18 protein-coding genes are annotated in these 24673 nt (G+C 33.7%); 3 read left to right on the top strand and 15 right to left on the bottom strand.

Going from position 1 to position 24673, the window contains the following annotated elements:
- Nucleotides 1–9: 9 nt before the first annotated feature.
- From FGM02_RS01550 to FGM02_RS01530, 5 genes are all read right to left on the bottom strand, one after another.
- Entirely contained in the window at nucleotides 10–3030 is a 3021-nt protein-coding gene (locus FGM02_RS01550) for a glycoside hydrolase family 2 TIM barrel-domain containing protein (protein WP_139956274.1), read from the bottom strand.
- A 17-nt stretch (nucleotides 3031–3047) separates the two neighbouring features.
- Entirely contained in the window at nucleotides 3048–5327 is a 2280-nt protein-coding gene (locus tag FGM02_RS01545) for a glycoside hydrolase family 2 protein (RefSeq protein ID WP_166461112.1), read from the bottom strand.
- A gap of 10 nt (nucleotides 5328–5337) precedes the next feature.
- Nucleotides 5338–7617: an FAD-dependent oxidoreductase gene (locus FGM02_RS01540; RefSeq protein ID WP_139956269.1), complete on the bottom strand. Its 2280-nt coding sequence runs from the start codon at nucleotides 7615–7617 to the stop codon at nucleotides 5338–5340.
- Nucleotides 7618–7637: 20 nt separating this feature from the next.
- The gene (locus tag FGM02_RS01535) at nucleotides 7638–9284 is read right to left on the bottom strand and encodes a sodium:solute symporter family protein (protein ID WP_139956267.1); all 1647 of its coding nucleotides are present in this window, start codon (nucleotides 9282–9284) and stop codon (nucleotides 7638–7640) included.
- A 240-nt stretch (nucleotides 9285–9524) separates the two neighbouring features.
- Complete coding sequence (locus FGM02_RS01530; RefSeq protein ID WP_139956265.1) at nucleotides 9525–10679, bottom strand: carboxypeptidase-like regulatory domain-containing protein; 1155 nt, start codon at nucleotides 10677–10679, stop codon at nucleotides 9525–9527.
- A gap of 584 nt (nucleotides 10680–11263) precedes the next feature.
- Between FGM02_RS01530 and FGM02_RS01525 the strand changes: the two genes are divergently transcribed.
- Nucleotides 11264–12271, top strand: coding sequence for a LacI family DNA-binding transcriptional regulator (locus FGM02_RS01525; protein ID WP_139956263.1), 1008 nt, complete (start codon nucleotides 11264–11266; stop codon nucleotides 12269–12271).
- Between the two features lie 89 nt (nucleotides 12272–12360).
- Here FGM02_RS01525 and FGM02_RS01520 read toward each other — a convergent pair whose 3' ends face one another.
- The 6 genes from FGM02_RS01520 to FGM02_RS01500 form a co-directional block, all read right to left on the bottom strand.
- Nucleotides 12361–13233, bottom strand: a complete 873-nt coding sequence (locus FGM02_RS01520) for a T9SS type A sorting domain-containing protein (RefSeq protein WP_139956261.1) — start codon at nucleotides 13231–13233, stop codon at nucleotides 12361–12363.
- Between the two features lie 228 nt (nucleotides 13234–13461).
- On the bottom strand, nucleotides 13462–14322 hold the full coding sequence (locus tag FGM02_RS01515; RefSeq protein WP_139956259.1) for a T9SS type A sorting domain-containing protein: 861 nt from the start codon (nucleotides 14320–14322) through the stop codon (nucleotides 13462–13464).
- Nucleotides 14323–14615: 293 nt separating this feature from the next.
- Nucleotides 14616–14987, bottom strand: a complete 372-nt coding sequence (locus tag FGM02_RS01510; protein ID WP_139956257.1) for a T9SS type A sorting domain-containing protein — start codon at nucleotides 14985–14987, stop codon at nucleotides 14616–14618.
- Between the two features lie 39 nt (nucleotides 14988–15026).
- Nucleotides 15027–15260 carry a hypothetical protein gene (locus tag FGM02_RS01505; RefSeq protein ID WP_139956255.1) on the bottom strand — a complete coding sequence of 78 codons (234 nt, stop codon included), beginning with the start codon at nucleotides 15258–15260 and terminating at the stop codon, nucleotides 15027–15029.
- Nucleotides 15261–15308: 48 nt separating this feature from the next.
- Nucleotides 15309–15470 carry a hypothetical protein gene (locus FGM02_RS18005; protein WP_166461111.1) on the bottom strand — a complete coding sequence of 54 codons (162 nt, stop codon included), beginning with the start codon at nucleotides 15468–15470 and terminating at the stop codon, nucleotides 15309–15311.
- A gap of 130 nt (nucleotides 15471–15600) precedes the next feature.
- The gene (locus FGM02_RS01500) at nucleotides 15601–17982 is read right to left on the bottom strand and encodes a heavy metal translocating P-type ATPase (RefSeq protein ID WP_139956253.1); all 2382 of its coding nucleotides are present in this window, start codon (nucleotides 17980–17982) and stop codon (nucleotides 15601–15603) included.
- Between the two features lie 174 nt (nucleotides 17983–18156).
- On the opposite strand from FGM02_RS01500, the gene FGM02_RS01495 reads away from it, so the two are divergent.
- Complete coding sequence (locus FGM02_RS01495) at nucleotides 18157–18843, top strand: Crp/Fnr family transcriptional regulator (RefSeq protein ID WP_139956251.1); 687 nt, start codon at nucleotides 18157–18159, stop codon at nucleotides 18841–18843.
- A gap of 6 nt (nucleotides 18844–18849) precedes the next feature.
- Here FGM02_RS01495 and FGM02_RS01490 read toward each other — a convergent pair whose 3' ends face one another.
- The 3 genes from FGM02_RS01490 to FGM02_RS01480 form a co-directional block, all read right to left on the bottom strand.
- The gene (locus FGM02_RS01490) at nucleotides 18850–19527 is read right to left on the bottom strand and encodes a LuxR C-terminal-related transcriptional regulator (protein ID WP_139956249.1); all 678 of its coding nucleotides are present in this window, start codon (nucleotides 19525–19527) and stop codon (nucleotides 18850–18852) included.
- A 183-nt stretch (nucleotides 19528–19710) separates the two neighbouring features.
- The gene (locus tag FGM02_RS01485; RefSeq protein WP_139956247.1) at nucleotides 19711–22302 is read right to left on the bottom strand and encodes a phosphoenolpyruvate carboxylase; all 2592 of its coding nucleotides are present in this window, start codon (nucleotides 22300–22302) and stop codon (nucleotides 19711–19713) included.
- A 161-nt stretch (nucleotides 22303–22463) separates the two neighbouring features.
- Nucleotides 22464–23015 (bottom strand): hypothetical protein, encoded by a 552-nt coding sequence (locus FGM02_RS01480; protein ID WP_243739326.1) that lies wholly within the window; start codon nucleotides 23013–23015, stop codon nucleotides 22464–22466.
- A gap of 37 nt (nucleotides 23016–23052) precedes the next feature.
- On the opposite strand from FGM02_RS01480, the gene FGM02_RS18240 reads away from it, so the two are divergent.
- Complete coding sequence (locus FGM02_RS18240; RefSeq protein WP_243739325.1) at nucleotides 23053–23223, top strand: hypothetical protein; 171 nt, start codon at nucleotides 23053–23055, stop codon at nucleotides 23221–23223.
- Between the two features lie 136 nt (nucleotides 23224–23359).
- Here FGM02_RS18240 and FGM02_RS01475 read toward each other — a convergent pair whose 3' ends face one another.
- Nucleotides 23360–24523, bottom strand: a complete 1164-nt coding sequence (locus FGM02_RS01475) for a carboxypeptidase-like regulatory domain-containing protein (RefSeq protein ID WP_243739324.1) — start codon at nucleotides 24521–24523, stop codon at nucleotides 23360–23362.
- Nucleotides 24524–24673 lie beyond the last annotated feature (150 nt).

Raw genomic sequence — 24673 nt, 5'->3', positions numbered from 1 at the left:
AATTTCATACTAATTTGCTTTAATTATTTGCGACCAACTCCCTTTTTGACCTTTAGTTTCTCGTTGAATTTGGAAATAAATTTCACTTTCATTCTCTAAATCAATGGTCATCATACCTCTAACATTAGATCTAAATTCGTTATTTAAATTTTCTTTTGAAGCACCATATTTTACATTGTAAAACGTGTCTTCAAATTCACTTGTATAACCAATCACAGCTTTATTATCTGTTATAAATGCTTCCCAAATTTTAGGTGCTAGTAGTTTTCCGTTTGGTGTTGCTTCTATTGAATTAGGTGCTAGACATTCTCCTTTCTCATTTATAGAAATGACACTAAAAGTGTAGGCTTTATGATTGCTTAAGTTTTCAATTTCAATGGCATTTGTAATTGTTTTAAATGATTCTGTTATCGTTCCGTCATCATTTGTATAGCGCACAAAATACTCTTTAGCTCCAGGAACTTTTTCAAACAACACACGTGCAGATTTGTCGCCTAAATCAACGGCCTTAATTATTGGAGCATTAGGTGTTTTTAAGGAGATTGTTTTTTCATAACGTGCATAGCCTGTCGGACTCATAAGTTGGATACGTAAATCCAATAAGTTTTCAGGTAATTTACTCCAAGTAATTTCACCACTCCATGTTTTGTCAGTTGGTGAAAGTAAAGGCAGGTTTTTCGAGTTTTTTGAAACTATTTTTCCCTCAGGAGCTCTAAAAGACCAGACTAATTGATAGCCTTTTAAACTGTAGCTTGGGTAATCTGCTAATCCTCTAATAGGAATGATCACGTTTGCTTTGTTATTAGAAATGGTTAAGTTTTCGACTTTAATATCTTTGATAGGGCTAAATTCTTTGGCAACTCTGTCAAACATTCTTCTTTTTTGTCTCCAAACGCTAACCAGTCCCCAAACTCTATTTTCTTCTTGTGAAGTTGCTGCATAACCACTTCTATAATCATTGAATGTCCAAAGCGAACCTCCAATAACAAATTCATTTTTGCCTCTCCAATGTTGGTTCCAGTCAGAAAATATCTGTTGATCTCCGTCTAAGGAAGTTGTTGGATACGGGTCAAAACCATATTCTGAAATAAAGATGGGTTTTTCTGGCCATTCGCTCCTCAATTTATCAATAATAACTTGAGGTTCTCCTTGCCAACGATACATATTGTGCATAATAATATCTACTTCCGTATTCGGATCAGTTTTACGATTGGAAAAACTTTTTTGTCCGCTATTACTAACACAAGTAACCAATCTATTTGGGTCCATTTCACGAACATAATCCATCGTTAACTTTGCATAATCATAATGATTGCTTAATTCATTTCCAACACTCCAACCAATAATACTTGGGTGATTCCAATCACGTTCCACCATTCCCTTAATCCATTCTTTTGCTAAAGGGTAGTGGGGAGGTGTAAATTCAGGGTTGCTTAAATCACGAACATTGGCTTCTTCAAAAATTAGAATTCCTTTTTTATCACACAAATCAATGAGTTTTTCGTTTTGGGTACCATGCATAATTCGCATAAAGTTTGCGCCTGCTTCTTTCATCAAATCCATGTCTTTTTCTAAAACTTCTAAAGGTTCTGAAGAACCCCAAAATCGATGCTCACTTACACGGTTAAATCCACCTAAACGAACAGGCTCACCATTTAATAACAATTTAGAAGCTGTAACCTCAATTTTGCGTATTCCAAAATGATCGGTTTTCAAATCTATGGACTTGTTTTGCTCTGAAATTGTTGTTTCTAAATTGTACAATTCAGGATGATCAAAATGCCATAATTTTACATCGCTAGCTTTTAAACTTCCTGTTAGCTCTGCATCCATTGTTGTTTGCGCAGCAACGGAAACGGTTTTGTTTAGCTCTACTAATTTTCCGTCTTTAGAAATTATAGAATGGATAGTAATATTTTTGGATTCTGAAGAATTGTTCTCCAACCTTACTTTCAATTTTAAACTTGCCGTTCCTTTTGTTAAATTAGGCTCAGCATGCATGTATTGGTTATTAATTCGGACAACGTTATTTTTAATTAAATGAACACCTCGAATAATTCCTCCCCAATTCCATGTGGCACCAACTTTATTTCTATTGTCGACTTCAACAGCAATCGTATTTTTTTCTTTAAAATTTAAAATGTCTTTTACTTCAAATTCAAAAGGAGTAAATCCACCTCGGTGTTTTCCTATAAATAGGCCATTTAAATATACTTTAGCAACATGATAAACCCCATCAAATTTTAATCTAATTTTTTCATTCGCATTCGGTTTCCATGTTTTTGGCAATTCAAATTCTTTTCGATACCAAGCCAAACCATTGTAATTAGAATAAGAATTGATCATTCCCCAGTGACCAGGAACTTTTAAATGATGCCAATCTGAATCGTTGAATTCGGGTAAATAAATCTGATTTGGTTGTTCTTTTGCTTCTACATATTTTTCTTTAGAAATAGGTCTGAAAAGTATGGCATCTGCAGCCACTTCACCTTCTGTAATGGCAGTAACTTCTACATAATTGTTTTCTAAAGCATTGAATTTATAGATCCCTAAACTAATCCATTGTCCGCAATCAGTTCTTTGACTTACATATTTTGATGTTTTTCCTTCTGAACTGTTGATGTTAATTTGAGCGGTTAAATGTGAAGCAAATGGATATTTAACAAATGCTTCATAATATCCAGTTTTAGCTATTGAAGGTTTGAAACGCACATAATTATCTGCTGATTCATTTTTAGAAAAATGATGACTTAAGTAGTTTTGTCCATAAAAAACAGAGCCTCTTCCTCCAATTTTTTTAGTATTCCAATTTCCTTTTATTTCAACCTTGTTTTGATCATCGTTATCAATCACAATATCAGAAGCTAGTTCCTGAATATTTAAGGGGTTTGAACCTTGACCGTAAATGGTGTTAAATTTCCATTCACCATTTAAACTACTAGTGGTTGGTTCATAAGTCGACTCATGTTTTTTTTGCAATGTACAAGAAAATAGGACAAGTAGGAAGAGTAGCGTATATAGGTTTTTCATAATCGGAATTTAAAACTTTAGTTGATGCTTTTTATTTTAGACCAGTCACTTTTGTTAGATTTCATTTGAATAGTGAACGGTTTGTTAGATTGCCAAGGAATTTTAATGGATCCTTTAAGCTTGGTTTCAATAGTTTTTGAAGGAATGTTTTCTCCATATTTAATGGTGAATGAAGTTTCTTCTTCTGATACATTGTAACCGAGTATAATTTCGTTCGTTCTCTTTTCCAAATGAATAATTCTATCTGATAGATTTTGGTCTTTTTTTAACGATTTTTTGGAATGATTGAAAATTGTTTTCATTTCTATTCCTAGAGGCGATTGCAATGAAATTTTAAAATAAGCCGCTTTGTAAATATTTTTGAAGGAGATAAAAAACAATTCGTCTCCAGGATGTATTGTAGGTAGTTTAGATTTTTGAGAAGCTATTTCTTTATCGTTTTCATCAAAAAAGCGACAAGTCAGGTGGTAGTTTTTTAAAATGTAGCTAGGTAATTCTTTAATTGATTTAGGGGTAACCATTACATTTATCCATCTGTCACTTAAAGTGAAAGAGATATTTTTGATAGGGGCATAAATATCTTGAATTTGATTATAAGCGACGGGTTTTTTATTTCTCCATACATCTACCACACCCCATGCTCTGTTTCCTGAAGCAGGTGTGGCTTTGTAATTACTTCTATAGTCGTTATACGTCCATAAAGCCGAACCCATAACATAAGGTAATTCTTGAATTTCGGCTAAATCGTCAACTAAGGATTTGGCCAGTTGCGAAGTGTTCGTTTCTCCAATTTGTCCCTTTCCAATTTCAGAAAAGAAAATAGGCTTGTTCGGAAATTTTTTATGTGTTTTTACAGCTTTGTCATAGGCTTTCCCATAGGTGTTTATTGAAATAAAATCTGCCTTAGCTACAGGTTCATTGGTGTTGTCAGATTTTGGTAAATAAGCCGTAAAACTAGCATACGTTTTTAATCTATTCGGATCTAAAGCGATCACATGGTCAAACATAGAATTTACATAGTTGTACTGATCAGGTGTCATGGTCATGTCGGCCCAATCACCATCTAAATTACCAATTTCATTACCTACGCTCCAGCCAACAACACTGGCATGATTGTAATCTCTTTCAATCATTTCCGTTAGCCATTGTTTAGTAATAGGATTGTTTGCCCTTGCATTAGGAGCACCTCTTCCCCAAACAGGAATTTCTTCAATTAGCATATAACCAATACTATCGCAAAAGGCCAATAAGTTTTCTGAAGCAGGGGCGTGCATGATTCTAGAAAAAGTACCTCCTAAAGATTTGATATCAAGTATGTCTTGCTGAATGAGTTCATCAGGTTCTGTATTTCCAAAGGATCTATGATCGTGAACACGGTTAAATCCATTAACACGTATAGGTTCATTGTTTAGAACTAACTTTTCTCCTTTGACTTCTAATTTTCGAATTCCGAATTTAGCGCTATCTATTTGTAATATTTTTGACTTGGTTGAAATTTCTGAAGTTAAAAGATATAAAGTAGGATGATCAAAATGCCATAATTCCAAATCAGCTAGTTTTTCTGAAAACTCAACACTTGTTTTTGTAATGCCATTTTGTGCTTCCAGCATTTGTTGCTTTGTAACACAGGTATCTCCAGAGGCAGTTTTAATATTGGAAACAATTTTTAAGTGTTCTGCTTTTTCTCCATTGTTTTCTATTTTATACTCAATTTTAAAATGAACTATTCCTTTTGAAAAGTTTGGAACAGCGTCTATATGTTGCCAAACCAATCGGATTGCATCATTTGTATAAATATGGATGTCTCTACTAATTCCTCCCCATGCCCACCAAGCACCACGCTTAAAGCTATTGTCGGCCAAAACGACAAGTGAATTTATAGCACCATAACTAGCATTTTTTGAGATATTGAATTCAAAAGGAGTATAGCCGCCTTTGTGTGTGCCCAGTAATTCTCCATTAAGCCATACTTTTGAAGTTTCATAAACAGCATCAAATTTTAAGCGTACTTGTTTGCCCTTCCATGCTTGTGGAATCGTAATGTTTTTTTGATAATAGCCTTTGCCGACATAATTGGAGTATTTGTTCTCCGAATCCCAATTTCCAGGAACGCTCATTTGATCCCAAGTTGAATAATTGGCATGTAAAACTTCCGTTTCTTGGATGTCATTATTGGCTAAGAAATTCCAAGTTCCATTCAGACTAAGATCCGTATTGTTGGTGTTCTTCGTAGCCTGTTTATGCACGTTACATCCTATAAGGAATAAAGAAAGTATAAAAGGGGTTATTTTTTTCATGTATTTAAAATTATTGACATACAATTTCAAAAATGGAAGCAGGTACATTTTCCAACGGGTGTTCCATTTCTATAATAAAGCCTTTTGTTTGTATAGGTTGTTCTAATTTCCAAGTGTTAATGGTTTGGTAATTGCCTTGTTTTTCTACAATCAGGTTTCCGTTTAGGTCTGTAATTTTATAGTTTCTTAAACAAAAAGGAGCTACTTCTTCAGGATGTCCCATTAAGGTAGATTCTAAAGGATGGTCATAGTCTGTGTCTAAGAACAACTTGATCTCCGAAACTTCTTGAACTTCGTCCCAAGTAATTGTCAGACTAGGATTTTTGTCTTCTAAACTAGCCGACCAAGCATTGCTCGTTTTTCCTGGACGCACAAACCCATTTCTAATATTGTTCTCTTCAAATACTTCAATAGCAGGAGAAATTTCTAAGGCGATATTCTTTCCTTCAGGTCGTCTATGAGGAATCCAGAATTCAAAAGTATCTACACCAATGGCTGCAGGTGGTGTTTGTTTTCCATTATTAGAAACCGCTTTGTTAACGCCATTAAATACAGAAAGTATTCCTGTAAATCGTTGGTTGCTATTTTTAAGTTCTATTTTGTCGTTTGAAAGAAAAGTAACAAACGCATACTGATCCTCGGTAAGTGTCGTGTCAAATTCGAATTCAATTTCTTGTTCTCCTTTTTCTAAGGAAGAAATTTGAGTTTCTAAAATTAATTCTGGACAGTAATTTTCAGCTTTGATAGAAGTACGTAATTGAATTTCAATATTCGTAGCTTCCAAAACATTGGCTAGTACCTTAAATTTGTATTTCTGATTCGCTTTTAAAGGCAACAATTGAGCAGTAGCCGTTCCTAAATTCATCCACTCTCCATCTCCAATTATTTTAGTTAATTTTAAAGAAGAAGAACTTTTTATCGTTGCTTTTGATAATAAATTGCTTTCTTTTTGAATAGGCACTCTAGGAATACTTTGACCAAATAGATTCAGTTCATTTTGCAATTTTTTAATCAATCCATTTTCTAGAATTTGTGCAGGTTTTATTTTGTTTTCTATACAAATAGAAGCGGCCATTCCTAATGCTTGTGCGCATAAACCGGTAGTGGCCATAACACGAGTAGAACCAAAAGCCACATGTGTAGCACTAATAATTCTTCCTGCTAAAAATAAGTTGTCTATATCTTTACTAACAAAAGATCTATAAGGAATGTCGTAAACACCTTTTGAATGCCACTGGGTACAGCCTGAAAGTTCACTATAAACACCATCGGCAGGATGTAAATCTATGGCCCAGCCTCCATGTGCAATCGCGTCGTCAAATTTACTTTGACCAATAACATCTTGTTGTTTGATCATGTACAATCCTTCAAAACGTCTACTTTCACGTTTACCAGGAACCGTACCCACCCATTCCAAAGTCATGTTGTCCACATCTTCAAAATTTCCTGAATTTTTAATATAATCCCAAACACCATAGATTACTTTCCACAGTTCGTATTTAATTTCTTCTGTTTCATGAATTGTATCGCCACGACCACCATATTCAAACCACCAAAAACGACAACCTTTATCGTCCTTACCAATAGCTTTGTAACGTGGAATGGCAGTAATGTCTTTTAAAGCATATTCTGGAGCCACATATTTTACAGGTTTGTCCGTGTTTTTGCTATAAAAATACATGGAGTGTCCTAATAGCTCTCCGTACGCTTTGTCTGGAGCAAATTTTTCTCCAAATTCTTCCTGTGTTTCGGCTCCCATTCTAAAAGAAGCGCCAGCTTTAAAGGCTACAATTCCATCACCAGAAGCATCGCAAAATAAAGGAGCTTTGATAATATATTCTGTTGAGTTTTGTGGATTGAATGCTCTTACAGATTCTAAATTCTTGTCATCAGATTTACTTACATCGTACACAGCGGTATTTAGTAGTAGTGTAATATTTTCTTCGTTCAATACCTTTTCTAGTAATACGGTATCAAAAATAACAGCATTTCCTTCTTTATTTCGGTATAAATTTTCAACAAGAATTTCATCCATGACACCTCCTTCACGAGCCCAACGGTTGTTGTTTCCCATATGAGAAGTAGCACCTAAAATCCATAAGCGAACTTCAGAAGAAGCATTTCCTCCTAATACAGGTCGGTCTTGAATTAATACCGTTTTCACACCTTTTCTTGCTGCTGTTATAGCGGCACAAACACCGGCAGTTCCACCTCCAATAACTACAAATTCACTTTGTAAGCTAGTTGTTTTGTTTTGTCTAATAGCCGCGCTGTTATTTTGTACTAACATATTTTTTTAATTGTAATTTTCTAATTAAGATTTTTTTTGATCACGAATAAGCCTAATATTAAAACGGCAACTCCCATTCCTCCAACAAGAAACGCTCCTGTTTCTGCAATAAATGAAAGTCCGAGTACCAATAGCCCAGTAGCTGCCACGCCAATTCCAATGACTCTACTTCCTTTTTTATTACCACTTTCGCTTTCTTCTTTGGTTGCAGAGACTTTTGTGGAAACAATACCTTGGTGTTTTTCATGTTGTTCGGTACTCTGTTTTGTTGATTTCGCATAAAAATCGAAAATGGCTAATAACACAACGGGTATTCCTACTCCTACACCCATTTCCGTAGCACGATCCAAAGCAAAGTCGAATAACTCAGGACTTATAAATTTGAAAAATCCGTTGATGGCTAAAGAAACAAGGGTAACCAACAAAACACTTTTACCGGTTTGGTATTTGGAAAAAAGCGCCCAAAGAGGAGGTAGGAACATGGCACCACCTGTTAAGGCAGCTAAACTCATAACAACGTTAACAATTCCACCCATTAACGGAACCAATAAAGCAACAATTATGGTAATAATTCCTAAAATAATGGTAGATCGTTTCCCAACTTTTACTAGGTCGCTATCACTGGTGTTTGGTTTGAAATGTTTGTAGACATCGTTAGCCAAAACTCCTGCGGAAATATTTAAGGTTGTATTGACCGAACTTGAAGTGGCAAAAACCATTCCTCCTAGCATCAAACCTAGCATTCCTACAGGCAATACTTCTTTACACATTAATAAATAGGCTCCTTCTTCAGCCAACTCGCCAAGTCCAGGGTTTAATACTCTGTAAATCATAGGAGGTAGCATCCAAATAAGCGGACTGATCGTATATAATCCACCGAATAACCAACCTACTTTTTTGGCGTCTTTAGGGCTTGCAACACTAGTGTAACGTTGAATGTAGGCCCAGTTTCCTGCAATAAAAAATAAATTATAAAGTCCGAAAGCAACTAAAAATCCTGGCGTATATTCTTCATTTACAAAGTTGAAAAAATTATCTGGCGCTAGATTGATGAATTGATTGATGCCTCCAATTTTATCAAAAGACAAAGGAACGACTATAAGTACGGCTGCGGTAAGAACCACAAATTGTAAAACGTCGGTTACGATAACGGCCCATAAACCACCAACAGCTGTGTAAATTAAAATTAATATTCCTAAAAAAATAACACTTGCCGTAATTGGGATGCCCGTAGAAACTTCAACGATTTTAGCCACAGGATATAAAAAAGCTCCGGTGGTAAAAACGGAAATCAATAAAAACAAATAAGTATAAATTTTCTGTGTTTTATAGCCCAATCTATCGGTAATAAACTCAGCAGCAGTTAAGGCTTTTGTTTTTTGCCATTTAGGAGCAATCCAAAAACCGATAATTAAACCAGCAATACACATGGTCCATTGTATAGCAATGGCCACCCAACCACTTTTATAGGCAATAGAGCCCCAAACCACAAAGGTTCCTGCGGAGAAAAAACTCATAAAAAGTGACAACCCACTCATCCACCATGGCAAAGCACCACCTGCGGCAAAATAGGATTTCATATTTTTTCCAGATTTGGAAAAACTCATTCCACAAATAAAAACGAGCAATGTGAAAATTAAAATTACAGCAATATCAATTGTAGTCATGATTGTAAATTTTAGTATTTAAGATACTTATACAATCAAATTTAGGCTTTCTTAGAAGGATTACAATGAATATGTTTTCGGAAACGTTCCCGAAAACGTTATTTGTCGTCGGGAACGTTTTCGGTGTTTTGTTTATTCTGTTAAATAATTCATACAAGGGGTGTATAAATGCTCTAAAAGCAAAAAGCCCTCCAAGGATCTAAAGAAATCTTTGGAGGGCTTTTAGGAATAAAATGAGACTTAGTTAACCAATTTAAATTGTGTTTCTAAGGGAACACCGAAGTTGGATTCTAATTCTTTTTTTATTTGCTTAAAATATTTGGTATCTGGAGGTGTAATAAAGTTAGCCCAAAATTCCTTGTGATAAGGAACTTTTAAATCACCCATGTCTGTTGTCCAGGCTTTTGCTTGGTTTCTGACCTTCATTTTCTTTTTATTTGTTTCAACGTCTAAAACAAATACTTCGTGTTTGTAAGTTGCCGAAAGTTCAGGTTTAGACTTCTTTAAGTTTTTTTGTAATTTTTTGGAAATTGGAACGCCAGATTTCCATTGTCGACTGTGGTAAGCTAGTTGTAATTTTCCTTCATTATTATTTTTATAGACATACAATGAATTATTAGCGGCATTATCAACTTTGTACACTTTGTAAGTATCCACACCAATATACATGATAAATGGAGCTGCATCTTTTGGTTTTCCTTTGATAATAAGTACATCTTCTCCTTCATAAGAAGAATCTCCTTCTTTTGTCCATTGGATGTTTTTTGTAGATCTTAAATGTCTTAACGGATTGCGAACCGTCATAGGAATAATGGAGTGATGGTTTTCTTTCTTTTTAAGAAACCGATAATCCGCAGATTTTCTAGATTCCAACACTTCTATGGATGTCATTTTTTTAGCGGCTGGACCTTTGTCATAAATTTTTAAATAGTGCTCTGTAAAAAATCGTGCTTTGCCTTCTTCACTAGAAGCTCTTCGATATAGCAAGGTCAGTTGGTGTCTGCTACTAATAGTATTGGTCTTTAATTGTTTTATGGCTCTTTGTACGTAAACATCTGGTTGAAGTAATTCTACTTCGTTCAAACTAATAGCGGTTTCTGTTAAAACTATATTCTTGTCTTTTTTGTCAATTAAGTCTTGAATTTTTATTTCATACGTATTAAAACCAAGGCAATTTATCGTTAATGTATCTTGTTTTTCTTCGTTGCTTACTTGTATAACAAATTCTCCATCATCATTGGAGGTGGTACCTTTGGTATTGTTAGCAAAACTTACAGAAACATAGGGAATCAACATACCTGTTTCGTCTTGTATGGTACCGTAGACTTGTGTTTTTTGAGCTATAGCATTGATTGAACTTCCAATAAATAGAAGGATAAGAATTAATTTTTTCATGTTTGAGTGGTTTGTGCTTACAAACTTCAGAAATTGCAGTCCTTTTGTTGTGCTTCACTGAATAAAAATTGTTCTTAGGAGTTTTTTTTGTTTTAGAATGCTCAATGAATATGAGGCTTTGTGAAAAAACTCCAAGAATCAATTTAAGATTTTGAAGGTTGTGTTTTATTTGAGAATTAAAATTTAGTTGACCAATTTGAATTGTGTTTCTAAGGGAACACCGAAGTTGGATTCCAGCTCTTTTTTTATTTTTTTGAAGTATTTTGTATCTGGTGGAGCTACAAAATTTTTCCAGAAATCAGCATGCCTGTCTCGTCTTGAATAGTTCCATAAACCTGTGTTTTTTGACTAAATGATATGAAGGTGCAGGTGAGTAATAATGCGGTTAGAATTAATTTTTTCATGGTTAAATGGTTTGTCCATTCAGGTTGAAAAGTAAAAATAGATGCTAAATATAGCCATCAAAATGTTTTTTATTGCAAATTGAATTTATTTTTGTTTCGGAAACGTTTTCGGAAACCTTATTTTTATCGGAAACGTTTCCGGTGTTTGCGGAAATGCTTTTTATTCTTTAATATTGATTTATGAAACATATCACTATAAAAGATGTAGCCAGAAAATTGAATGTATCAGTTTCAACTGTGTCAAGGGCTTTTAATGACAAGTATGACATTAGAACCGAAACAAAAGAATTGATTTTGAAAACGGCAGAAGAGATGGGTTATCGACCCAATCCAATTGCTAGGAAACTAATTCAACAGCGTTCTTTAAATATAGGAATTATAGTTCCTGAATTTGTGAATAGTTTTTTTCCTGAAGTTATTATGGGAGCGCAGGAAATTTTGTTAGAAAAAGGATATCAGGTATTGATTATGCAGTCAAACGAATCTTGGGAAACTGAGTTTAACAATGTAAAAACCATGGTTGATAACATGGTAGATGGATTGATTATTTCTTTGTCCTGCGAAAATCAGAATATAGAAAATTATAAAAAATTGATCGATTCTGATATGCCGATTGTTTTTTTTAATAGGGTAGTGGAAGACCTACCCGCATCAAAAGTAGTATTTGATGATTTTAAGTGGGCATTTTTTGCTACGGAACATTTATTAGTCCAAGGGCATAGAGATATTGTGCATTTAACGGGGCCTAAGAATTTAACGCTTTCAAAAAACAGATTGAAAGGTTTTGATGCGGCACATAGAAAATACAAAGTTCCTTTAGGAAGAAAAGTAGCGTGTAGTTTTTCTATGGAAGCTGGTGCAAAAGTGGCTTTAGAAATGATTGAAAATAAAGAAGTACCGAGTGCTATATTTGCGGCAAGTGACCAAAGTGCAATAGGAGCCATGAAAGTTTTTAAAGAACATGGGTACGAAATACCTAAAGACATAGCCTTTGTTGGGTTCTCAGAATCTCGATTGGCGGAACATATTGTGCCCGCACTAACCTCTGTAAGTCAGCCTACCAGAGATATTGGACAAACAGCCGCTAATTTGTTGTTAGAACAGATTGAAACAAAAGGCTTGTTTGTACCGCAGACTATTGTTTTAAATGGAAGATTAAATGTAAGGGAATCTTCTATGAAAATATAAAAAAAAGCTCAACAGTAACTGTTGAGCTTTCTCATTCATTTAAACTTTGAAAAGATTTTACAAATTCAAAATATATTTAATAAGTAGCCTTATTCTATAACTATTTTTTCTGTAGCTACATTGTTTTGTAGGTCTATTAGTTGAATAATGTAAAGCCCACTTTCGATGTTTTCTATATTTATTTTTGAGTTTTGACCAATGTTATTTTTTGTAAGTATGGTTTTTCCACTGATGTCAATTAATTTAAAACTAGCAATGGCGTTTGAATTTGAAATATTAATTTCATTGTTTGCTGGATTTGGGTAAACTGAAAATCCTGTTGTTTTGCTATTGTTTACAGATAAAGCGACAGTACTATAAGTTCCCAGGTCAGTAACTGATGACAAGATTGCAGCATCAGGATCTTGACAAATTCCCTTCAACTTGAAGGCGTTTTTAGCAATGCTCCAGTCAGCAATTGTAAAGGCACCTGTTGGTGTGGTTCCATCAATTCTTTTAGCGTAACCTTTTAGGTAATCCCATGGCTTCCCGGTTCCATCTTCATCAAGCACACCATAGAAATCTATTACGACATCGTCAGATTTTCTTACAATTCTAACCGCATCGTCACCACTTACCCATGCAACATCAGCACCGTATAATACCGTTTCTGTTCCATCAATTGCGGCAAAATCAGTTACCGTATCAGAAAATTCTCCTGAGTTTCTAATAACATAAATAAACTCATCTGTGATAGTTCCCAATGCATCCATGTCAATACTTCTATCGGCAAAGGCTACTCCTGTTCCATTTGCTTGGTTTTGAATTTTGTATAGTGTAAAATCCACCTCCCCCTTTGCATATATTTCAATTCCTCTTGGTTTACCGCTACAATCTCCACTGTAGATTGCTGTTATAATTGGTTGCGCAAATGATGTTACTGTTAGTAGTAACATTGTAATTAAAGTAATTTTGGTTCTCATAATTTTAGTTTTTTTGGTTATTAGTTGTCAATTATTTTTAATAGACTTTTCATGGACAAAAATAGCGTTGACGTGCAGTTTTGTTTGTTCTGAACGGTTTAATTATTGTTCTCAGGGGTTCTTAAATAATTTTTGAATTAGAATTACTACAGGTAAAAAAAACTCCAAAGACCTTTATAGTCTTTGGAGTTTTACCAAGTTTTTGAGTTCACTGAATCAATTGTAGCATTATTCAATAATAATTTTTTCTGTGCTCACAGAATTTTTACGGTCTATTAGTTGAATAATATATATACCAGGAGAAAATGAACGCACATCAAAAGAAGTAGTCGTTTTTTCAGGGGTTTTAGAAGCAATAATCTTACCGCTAAGATCCATGATGTTAATGGTAGAAATTGTATGTAAACTAGAAATATTAATTTCCTTATTAGCAGGGTTTGGGTAAATAGAGAATTCTATTGATTTGTTATGATCTACAGACAAAGCTACGGTGCTATAAGTTTTTAAATCGGCAACATCGGATAACAAAGCTTCGCTATTACATAGACCTTTGCCTGAAAATGCATTTTTAGCAATGTTCCAATCAGCAATTGTAAATGCACCTGTTGGAATTGTGCCATTAATTCTTTTAGCGTAACCTTTTGTATAATCCCAAGGATTCCCGGTTCCGTCTTCATTTATTACACCATAGAAATCTATTACGACATCATCAGATTTTCTTACAATTCTAACGGCATCATCGCCACTTACCCATCCAGTATTGGCGTCGTATAAATTCGTTTCTGTTCCTGTAATTGCTGCAAATTCAGTTGTCGTGTCCGAAAATTCCCCTGTATTTCTCGAAACATAAACAAATTCGTCTGTTTTAGTTCCTAGTCCATCCATATCAAACATTCTTGTAAAGCCAACTCCATTGGGTTGGTTTTGAAATTGATACAGCGTAAAATCTACTTCTCCATTCGCATAGATTTCAATTCCTCTTGGTACAGCACCCGTACAATTTCCAGAGTAAATTGCGGTAATAATTGGTTGCGCAAATGTTGTTACTGTTAGAAAGAACATTGCCATTAAAGTAATCTTGTTTCTCATAATTTATTTTTTTAGTTATTAGTTGTCAATTACTTTAATTGACTTTTCGAGAGCTAAAATAGTATTGGAGCAGCGTTTGGTTTGTTCTGAAAGGTTTAATTATTGTTCTTAGGCGTTCTTAAATGATTTTTGAATTTGGATGTCTAAAAGCAAAAAAAAACTCCAAAAACCTATATAGTCTTTGGAGTTTTACGCTTTTATTTTGTTATAGGTAGCAATTTTTTTATCTAAATTAGAAAGCATACGATGTTCTATTTAGAAAACAAATGTAGAATTATTCAATCATAATTTTTTTATGTGTTTATTGAATTTTTACGGTCTATTAGTTGAATAATATATATTCCAGGAGAAAATGAACGCACATCAAATGAAGCAGTCGTTTTTTCAGGTGCTTTGGAAACAATAATCTTACCACTAAGATCCATTATGTTACAAGTAGAAATTGTTTGTAAACTAGAAATATTAATTTCCTTATTAGCAGGGTTTGGGTAAATAGAGAATTCTGTAGATTCGTTATGGTTTACAGATAGAGCTGTAGTGTTATAAGTTCCTAAATCAGCAACAGATGATAAGATAGCGGCATCCGGGTCTTGACATAGTCCTTTGCCTGAAAATGCATTCTTATTAATTTCCCAATCTGCTATTGTAATATCACTAGTTGGCATGGTAGCGTTAATTCTTTTTGCATAACCTTTAATATAATCCTAAGGTTTACCATCTCCATTTTCTCCCTCAACTCCATAGAAGTCTATGATTGCATCGTCAGATTTTCTTACAATTCTTGCTGCGTCGTTTCCGTTAACCCAAGCAACATTGCCTGCCTCTAGCCAAGGTTCTGTTCCGTCAACTCCAGCAAAATCAGCAACGGTAAATGCAAATTCCGATGAGTTAATAGTAATGTAAACAAATTCATTTGTTTTAGTTCCTAATGCATTCAAGTCTATACTTCTGTCAGCAAACGCTACAGTAGTACCGTTTGCTTGGTTTTAGATTTTGTATAACGAAAAATCTACGGTTCCTTTGGCATAGATTTCAATTCCTCTAGGTTTTACAGTACAATCACTCGAGTATATTGCCGTAAGAATTGGTTGCGCAATTGTTGTTGCAGTTAGTAAGAACATTGCCATTAAAGTAATTTTCGTATTCATAATTAAAAAGTTTTCGGTAATATAATTCGGTAATAGTAGTCTTAAATAAGATTGTGAACTATATTCAATTATCGAGGAGGTTACCGAAAACGTTTTTATTTTTCGATAACGATACCGAAAAGAGATGAAATTAAGTATTTAAAGGTCTGGAGATATAATTGGTGAGTACAGTAACAAAAACAACCACAGAAATAGAACTCAAAGGCATTAAAATAGCTGCTATAACAGGAGATAATTGTCCGCTAATAGCAAAATACAAACCAAGCAAGTTGTATAGAAAAGACAAGACAAAACTAGCTTTTATGATGCGCATAGCTTTTTTTGCAATGCTTAGAAAAAGTGGAAGTTTATCTAGTTGAATGGCGTCAATAATACCATCACAAGCAGGAGAAAATACGTTTACATTTTCTGAAACGGCAATTCCAACTTCGCTTTGTGCGAGTGCCCCCGCATCATTTAGGCCATCACCAATCATCATGACAATTTCATGTGCTCGTTGTTTACGTTGTATATAATTCAGCTTGTCATCTGGTTTTTGGTTGAAAAGTAAGGTGGTGTTTTTGGGAAGGACTTTTTGCAGATGTAACTTTTCACCCTCATTGTCTCCAGAGAGTAAAGCCAATTTGAATTTGTTTTTTAATTGATTAAACATCTCAAACATTCCAAGGCGGTATTGATTTTTAAAAAGAAATTTCCCCTTGTTGATTTCGTTGATATTTACAAAAACAGCTGTTTCTTCACTATTTAGTTCTTGTTGAGAAACGGTAAAACTAGCGCTTCCAACTTTCACTTCTTGTCCGGAAACAATGCCTGTAATTCCTTTTCCTGCAATTTCTTTAAAGTCGGAAATATTTTCTATTTCTAATTCAGGCAACCAATCGTATAAGGTTCTGCTTAAAGGGTGATTGGAGTTTCTTAATATGGATTTTATTTGTGATTTTTCTTTCGTTGATAGGGGAGTTCCTTCATAAGTTATTTCTTGACTGCTGCTAGAAGTAATGGTACCCGTTTTGTCAAAAACGATGGAATTTATTTTGGCCATACTTTCAATAACATTGGCGTTTTTCAAATAGTATTTATGTTTTCCAAAAATCCGAATAATATTTCCTAAGGTAAAAGGAGCCGAAAGAGCCAAGGCACAAGGACAGGCAATAATTAGAATTGCACTGACAACGGTAGCAGCAATTTTAGGTGAAATAAAATACCAGTAAGTCCCTGATACAATGGCAATAATTAAAATTACAAAAGTAAAATATTGGCTTATTTGATCGGTTATGCCTTTAAAATTGTCGTCTTTGTTTTTGGAAAAAATATCATTGCTCCAAAGCTGAGTTAAGTAACTTTGTGAAACAGATTTGATAGCCTCAATTTCAATACCACCTCCCAATTGTTTTCCGCCAGCAAAAATTTTATCACCTGATTTTTTTTCAACAGGATTGCTTTCTCCGGTTACAAAACTATAATCCAACAAAGCATCACCGTTGATGATAATTCCATCAATAGGAATAAGTTCTTGGTTTCTAATAAGCAATCGATCGCCTTTTTCAATATCGTAAATTTGAACGGCCTCTTCAATTTTGTTTTTAATTCGTGTAACCGCAATTGGGAAATACGATTTGTAATCTCTTTCAAAAGATAAAAATGAATAGGTTCGTTGTTGGAAAAGTTTACCAAGTAGTAAGAAAAATAGCAATCCAGATAAACTATCTAAATAACCTTGCCCCGATTTTGTGAAAATTTCATAACTACTTCTTAGAAATAAAACAAGAACACCCAAAGCAATAGGAACATCAATATTTAATATTTTATGTTTCAATCCTTTGTAAGCAGAAATAAAATAATCTTGAGCAGAATAAACTAAGACAGGGATTGCCATGAAAAACATGATCCATCTGAAGAAACTTTTGTATTGGTTTAGCCAAAATTCATCGACTTCAAAATATTCAGGAAAAGACAGAAACATAATGTTACCAAAAGCAAAACCCGCAACGCCTAATTTGTAAATCAGTGTTTTATCGGCAGCTTTTGTTTTGTTAGACTCAGTATTTTCTAAACTGATATAGGGATCATAACCAATAGAACTAAGTAAAATAACAATTTCTTTTAAGGAAATCAGTTCTTTATGAAAAACAATACGTACAGTTTTGTTTGGGAAATTTACCTGTGAAGAACTCAGGTGTTCGTTTAGTCTGTGTAAATTTTCTAAAATCCAAATACAAGAACTACAGTGAATATGCGGAATACTCAAGGTAACAATACTTGTCACATCATCGTCAAATTCTAATATTTTTGCAGCAATACTTGGGCTGTCTAAATAGTCGTATTTCCCAAAAATTTCTTCTGGAACTTTCCCAGGGGCTTGCTCAAAATCGTAATAACAATTCAATTCGTTTTCGTTAAGAATTTCGAAAACAGTTTTACAACCGTTGCAACAGAAATTCTTTTGGTCAAAAACAAGCGAATTATTATCCTTGCAATCATTACCACAATGATAGCAGTTTGCTTTTTCCATGTTCCTAAAATTAAAAAAAAAGAGTCAATACCCGAAGGCTTTTCTTTTTTTGTTGTGTCTCGAAAGACATTCATACCTAAAATAATACGACAAATTTCCGAATAATTAGCGCGTCAATTACTGACAATTATCATATAATTAAGTTATATTTGGTAAAGCTATTACTACAAAACTATGGGAAATTGTCATCAATGTATCATTCGGGAATTCAATACCTTAAAAACATTATCAAGCGAAGAGCTAAAAGAAGTGTCTAATCATAAAAATGAATTGATCTTTAAAAAAGGTGACGTTATTTTTAAAGAGGGCTCAATGTTAAATGGGGTGTATTGTATTAAAGAAGGAAAGTGTAAGTTGACAAGGCTGAGTCAGAATGGAAAAGAACAAATTGTAAAGTTTATCAAACATGGTGATATGCTTGGTTATCGATCCGTTTTAAGTGAAGAACCGGTGAGTTTATCAGTTGTGGCTTTGGAAGATATGGCAGCTTGTTTTATTCCTAAAAAAGATATTTTTGATTCTATTCAGAACAATAAAGATTTTTCTAAAGACATGTTTAAGGTGGTTTGTCATGATTTAAAAGACGCCAATGCAACGTTGACTAATATGGCTCAAAAAACTGTGCGTGAACGTTTGGCAGATATGCTATTGTTTTTAGATGAAACTTTTGGAGAGGCAGAAGATGGTACGATTAATATTCAACTTTCTAGAGAAGAAATTTCTAATGTTATCGGTACAGCAACAGAATCAGCTATACGTTTGTTGTCAGAACTTAAAAAAGATAAGATCATTAGTTTGGTAGGGAAGAAAATAAAAATCGAAGACAAAGAAGCTTTGAAAAGAATCGGAATAGGTTTTTAATTTTCTTTAAAAAATTAGACTTTCTTTGATGTCTATTAAATTGTGCTGAAAGGCGTAAACAATTAATCCTGCTACGTTTTTAGAGCCTGTTTTAACCATCATACTATTTCTGTGTCCTTCTACTGTTCTAGGGCTTACATACAATTCTTCAGATATTTCTTGCGTGGTTTTTTGCAAGCAAACCAATTCTAAAACTTGCAGTTCCCTTTTGGTAAATAAGGTGTTGCTTTCTTTTTTCTGATGGATTATTTTTTTCTTTACATGATGATTTCTCATGAAGCGAATAAAAGATTCTCCATAATAATAGCCTTCTTTTTTTACTTTTAGTATGGTTTGTATTATCTGTTCGCTACTGTCCTTCTTGGTTAAGTAGGCGTTGGCATCAAAAATAAATAATTTTGAATTTAAAATTTCTTCTAGTTTTTTAGAAATAGCAATGATTTTTATTTCTGGAAAATTTGCATGTAAGAGACTGGTTATATTTTCAGCTTGGTAATGTGCAGATCGAATATTTAACAAAAGAATATCGGGTTGAGATGTTAACAAGATATTTGAAAGTTCTCGAAAATTAGCCGTTTGATAGATGAGGTTTAAACGTTCATTTGATCGGAATAAATTCTGAAGACTCTCAAAATACAAGACGTCATCATCTATTAAAAATATTTTTATTCTTTCTTTTTTCATCGCTTTTTTTTGTGGTCTCCTATAAGAACTATTAATATTACGATTTTTTTTTCAACTAAGAATTAAAAAAGGAAAAACAGGTATTTATACGTACTAAATTATAGGGGGATTTTCACTAAATAGCAAAAAAGAAAAAAGGCCGTAAATAGTATTTACGGCCTTTGGGTTTTAAAGTATAATTAACTATGCTGAGTTTCTACTAGCATTTGTATTTCCAAATAAAGAACGAGTCACAATTTTTTCAAAAGTTTCAAGTCTTGCACTGTCTTTAATACCAGATTTATTGATGTTTTGAACTTCCTTCAATGCAAATTGTTGGATGGTTAACAATGGTAAAACAATAGAATCTCTTACTGCAATAGAAGCTCTTCCATCAGGGTAATTTTCCATAAGTTCTTTGTGTCCAGTTAACTTCAATAACATTTTTTTTGTCAATTGGTATTCGTCATGAATGATATTCCAAAAGTCACCAAACTCCTCGTCTTTGGCCATATAGGCCGTCAATTCAAAGAAAGATTTTGTTAAGGACATCACACTGTTTTCTAACAAAGTTTTAAAGAAGTTAGAGTTGTTGTAAAAATGTTGAATTTTTTCAAACTCTCCAGCATCTTCGTATTTTTTGAAAGCCGTACCTACTCCAAAGAATCCAGGAACATTTTGTTTCAACTGAGACCAACTACCTACAAAAGGAATAGCTCTTAAATCGCTGAAATCTAGTTGTGCAGATTTTGAACGCTTAGAGGGTCTTGAACCGATATTGGCTTTTCCGTAGAATTTTAAAGTACTCATTCGCTCTAAATAAGGAATGAACATTTCATGGTTCTTAAAGTTGCTATACGCTTCAAAACTAGTTTCTGCTAAGTCAATCATAACCGCTCTATCTTCATCAGACATGGCACCGTTTTTCGGGTCGTTAAAGATTTTGTTGGCAACACCAGCTCCTAATAATTGTTCAATATTGTATTGAGAAGAATCTAAGTTTCCAAAATTAGAACTAATTGTTTGTCCTTGAATGGTCAATTGAATTTCCTGATTTTCAATATTTGGTCCTAAAGAAGCGTAAAACTTAGATGTTTTTCCACCACCACGTGCAGGAGGTCCACCACGTCCGTCAAAGAAAATTACTTTGATCCCGAATTCACGAGAAACAGCACTTAATTCTTCTTTCGCTTTGTAAATACCCCAGTTGGCCATTAAGTAACCACCATCTTTGGTTCCATCAGAAAAACCTAACATAATGTTTTGCTTATTTCCTCTACTAGCAACATGTGCACGGTATTCTGGAATATTGTAAAGCTCACGCATTACATTTGGTGCAACTGCTAAATCATCCACCGTTTCAAACAAAGGAGCGACATCAACTTTTAATCCATCTTCAAAACCAGAAAGGTTTAGCATGGCAAAAGTTTCCATAACATTCAATGCTGTTTGGTTGTTACTAATGATATATCTATTTGCCCCTCTTGCACCATTTTCTTTTTGAATGGTGTTTATAGCTTGCATAGAACCTAAAGTTTTTACAGCCATATCGTTTGAAAAATCTTCAGCATCAACATTTCCTTTGACTTTTGCTAAAATTTCAATTTGTTCTTTTGCAGGAAGCTCTAAATAGTTTTCAGGAAAAGAAGTATCTCCTTTGGCTTGTAATTCTTTTACGATTTCTGTAAATACATCATGATGTACACGGCTATCTTGACGGATATCCATGGTTGCAAAATGGTATCCAAAAATTTTCACCTTGTTGATAAAACTATCTACCTCTTCAATAAATAAATTATTGTGTTGGTCTTTGATAATTTTTTTGATGGTTTGTAATTTTTCTAATAATGCTTCTTGAGAAATTCTGATTGGAGCATCCTCCGAAATACAACTGTCGTACAAACGAGATTCGATGTCAGAAATAATGTCAAAAACACCTGAGAATGACAATCTTCTTTTAATTTTTCTAGCTTCTCTGTAATAGTTCTTTAAAACAGTTTGACGAAGTTTACGCGCTACTTTTAAAGTAGTTTCTGTAGTGACATACGGATTTCCATCTCTATCTCCACAAGGCCAAAATCCTAGGTTTATAATTTCGTTGTCGATAGATCTTCCATCAAAAATATGCGTTTGGATGTAGTCATATATTTTACTGATTGAGTGATAAAATACATTTTCTAGATACCAGATTAAGCTAATTGCTTCGTCATAAGGTGTTGGTTTTTGATCGGCAAAGAAAGTTGTTTTTCCTAACTGAGACAAAAGCTTTTTTATCAAAGACAAATCGTCTTCATTAATTGCTTTTTGTAAATCTGTAAGAATTGTTAAAACGGTTCCTGGGTAAAATTGCGTAGGATGCGCCGTAAGTACCAAACGAGTTTTAAATTCTTCTAAATATTTTTGTAATTCTTTGGTAACCCTTTTAGAATCTGCAACTTCTTTTACATTTCTAATGGTTCCAATTCCATTCATGTTATTGACAATTGGAAAAGCTGCATCTTCAATGGCGTCAAACAAAACTACCTGACGTTCAATGTATTGGATGAATTTGAATAAAAAACTTATTCTATTTTCTTCGGTACAGTTTTCTTTGTATTTATCAAAAAACCCATTGACTATTTCAGTAGGTGTTTTTCCGTTTTTAAAGCCTTCAATACAAGTCTCATTAAATAACGGTAATAATGTACCTGTTTTTGTAACATTATCAAAAGGTAATGTCATGAAAACACTGTTGTATACTTGGTATTTAGCAAGTACATTGTCGTTAAATCTTGATAATTTGGTCTGTTTTGACATACTATGTTTTTTAATTTGCGGCAAGATACGAAACGCTGTGTAAAGTGTAGGTAATATGTGTGAAAATAAACAAAGATGTTGAGGAGTTGAAAAAAATTAACAATTTGTTTCCGACCCTCTAAATAGTCATTTTATGGCAAGAAATGGCTATGTAAATACACTTACAATTTTTCATTTAAGAATCGAATATGTTTCATTCTCGCCCATGCTTTTCGGTGTCTTTGTTTGTATAGCCATAAGCAACTTAGGTCTAGTAAAAAGTAAAATAGACTGATGCCGCTTGGAGGATTACCGCTCTCTAAAAAAGGAATGACATCCCAAGCTGTTGTTGGCCAATACCAACATTCATAGGTGGTACCAACAATTTCTAGAAAGGCAACAACAATATACATGCTTAAAAAAAACAAGCGCTCTCGAGGTTTGTTTTTTAGCAGCAACAGAACCGTTAAGGTCATAACAAAACCAAAAACATCTCCTTTTGTTATTAAAAATACAAGGCCATAAAGTACAATGGCGATGGTAAATATTTTTTCTAAAAGCAGCCTGTTTACTTTGATGCTTTTTTGTTTGCAAAAATATATGGTTGTAATATATACGATGGCGTGCCCTGGAGGAATATAAAAGGGAACATTTTCTAGTCGATAGGTATACATGCTCATTCCTAAGGAAAATAAATATTCTCCAATAATTCCCACAATCACTGCGTAAATCATTAGTTCTCTTATTTTAGCCGAAGATTTCCAAAACAGAATGGAAAACGAAATAACCATTAGTATGTTGGCAATATTTTGTGTTTCAGGATACTTTTTGGCAAACATCGAACTGTCGAAATACAATCCAAAAAACATCAATAAAAATAATGGGACTACGGTTTTATTAGCGGCTATGATTATAGATTTTCCGTTTGCTGAAATCATTTAATAGTATAATTTAGGGAGTCCGATTGTTTGTTGGTAATTTGTTTAATTTTTCAAGAGGCAAATTTACAAAAAATAGGGTTTAAAAAAGGAAAGTTGTTAGAAACATAAATGCCACTGTGAACAACAGTGGCATTTTTTTATTTATTGACGAGTTTAAATTGGGTTTCAAGTGGAACTCCGTAAAGTCCTTCCAATTCAGATTTAATTTTTTTGAAAAACTTCGTATCTGGTGGCATGCTTAAATTTGACCAGAACTCGGGATGGTAAGGAAGTTTTAATGTTCCCATATCCGAAGTACCTCCAAAATCACGAACCGCAATATTACTTTTGTTAGTCACTACATTCAGTACAAATCCTTCCAAGCGATAGGTCATTTTTTCCGCTTCAGTATTCCAGTATTGTTTTGGAATCATATTTCTTCCAAATCCCCATTCTTTTGAATAATAGCTCAAATGTAGTTTTCCACTTTTGTGTTTTGTATAAGTGTATATGGTTCGTGGTCTTTCTATTTTATAAATTTTATAATCGTCAAGTCCAATATAGAAAATTATATAATCGTGTTTGAGGGTTCCTTTTATAATTAGAACATCTTCTCCTTCGTAAGAAGTATCCCCTGTTTTTTTCCAGGTATATTTTTTAAGGTTTGGTTTTTTGTCTGAAGGTCTTAACGGATTTCCACTTGCCATATAGTTGATAGAATGTGTCCATTGGGTTCTTTTCCATATTCTATAATCTGCAGATTTTCGAGCTTCGGTTACTTGTACTCTTCCTAAAGAATATTTTGGACCTCGATCTTTAATTTTTATAAAATTTTCGACAAAGAATTTTGATTTACCTCCTTCTGTAGCCGCTCTCCGGTAAAGAAGTTGTAATTGGTGGTAAGAGCTTAACGTGTTGTTTTTTAAGTTTTTGATGGCATTAAACACATATTCGGAAGGTTTTAAAAGTTGAACATCATCCATAGAAACAACGTTTTCTTTTAGGATAATTTTCTTTTCTTTTAAGGCTAAAAATTCTTCTACTCTAATTTTATAGGTGTCAAACCCTAAAGAAGAAACCGATAAAGTGTCTTGCAATTCATTGGCGCTAATTTTAAGTGAAAATTCACCGTCTTCTGTACTGGAACTTCCAATGCTTTTGGCAACAATTCCTACAGCAACATAAGGAATGGTAATATTGTTTTCATCTAAAATTACTCCAGTAACTTCAATATTTTTTTGCTGAGCATTTTGGGTGTAAGAGAATAATAAAGTAAGGGCAAATAGACATAATTGTGTCTTGCTAAATAATTTGATCATCATAAAAGGGTTGGTTAAACTTCTTTCAAAGTTAAAACAAAACCTTTATTCTGTAAAGCGCGAACACCCCTAAACCCTATAACAAATGTGTAATAAAATGCACTATACGTGTATTGTTTGTTAAGTAGTATATGAGCGCACTTAGTTTGTCGT

Origin of the sequence: Flavicella sediminum, from assembly GCF_006381105.1 — a bacterium.
Taxonomy (GTDB): domain Bacteria; phylum Bacteroidota; class Bacteroidia; order Flavobacteriales; family Flavobacteriaceae; genus Flavicella; species Flavicella sediminum.
Note: the sequence above shows the minus strand (reverse complement) of the source record. Positions and strands in the feature narration are given on the sequence as shown.